A 522-nucleotide genomic window follows, 5' to 3' on the forward strand; every position below is an offset into this window, starting at 1 on the left:
AACTTTGTCCGTGATCTTTCTACTATACAAGTGGAATATAAAAATATCGAACAAAATGCCATTAATACACATACTAAAAGCCTCTATACAACGCTTGATAAATATATTGATGCTATTAAAGAACCTCTTGCAAAACATCACTTTGCCTTGTTCTCTCGTATCAAAGACCAGAGTTCAAATAGCATAACCGTAAAAATGACTTTAAAGCATATATCGGGCAATGAAATATCAACACAAGGAACATTTCCCATTGATGCTACGGGAAGCAAAAATAACACACAAGCGGTTGGTTCTACTATAAGCTACGCACGTAGATATCTCTTAGGCATGCTTCTTAATGTTGCAAGAAAAGAAGACGATACAGATGGAATAACACTTCTTGCGGGTATCTCTTCTGAACAGATGAATGAAATCAAAGAATTAATTAAAAAAACACAATCTGAAGAAAGTAGGCTTCTCTCTTTCATAGGAGTAAAAAATCTAAAAGATATGTCTTTTAAACAAGCACAAACCGCTTTGTTT

The 522-nt window shown here is 33.9% G+C and carries 1 protein-coding gene; it reads left to right on the forward strand.

All coding sequences use genetic code 11. The features are described 5' to 3' along the window. On the forward strand, window positions 1-522 hold a 522-nt coding region (locus ACFINC_RS11900), incomplete at both ends, for an ERF family protein (RefSeq protein WP_375617324.1).

The organism is Bartonella sp. AP58NXGY, assembly GCF_042195785.1.
GTDB lineage: Bacteria > Pseudomonadota > Alphaproteobacteria > Rhizobiales > Rhizobiaceae > Bartonella.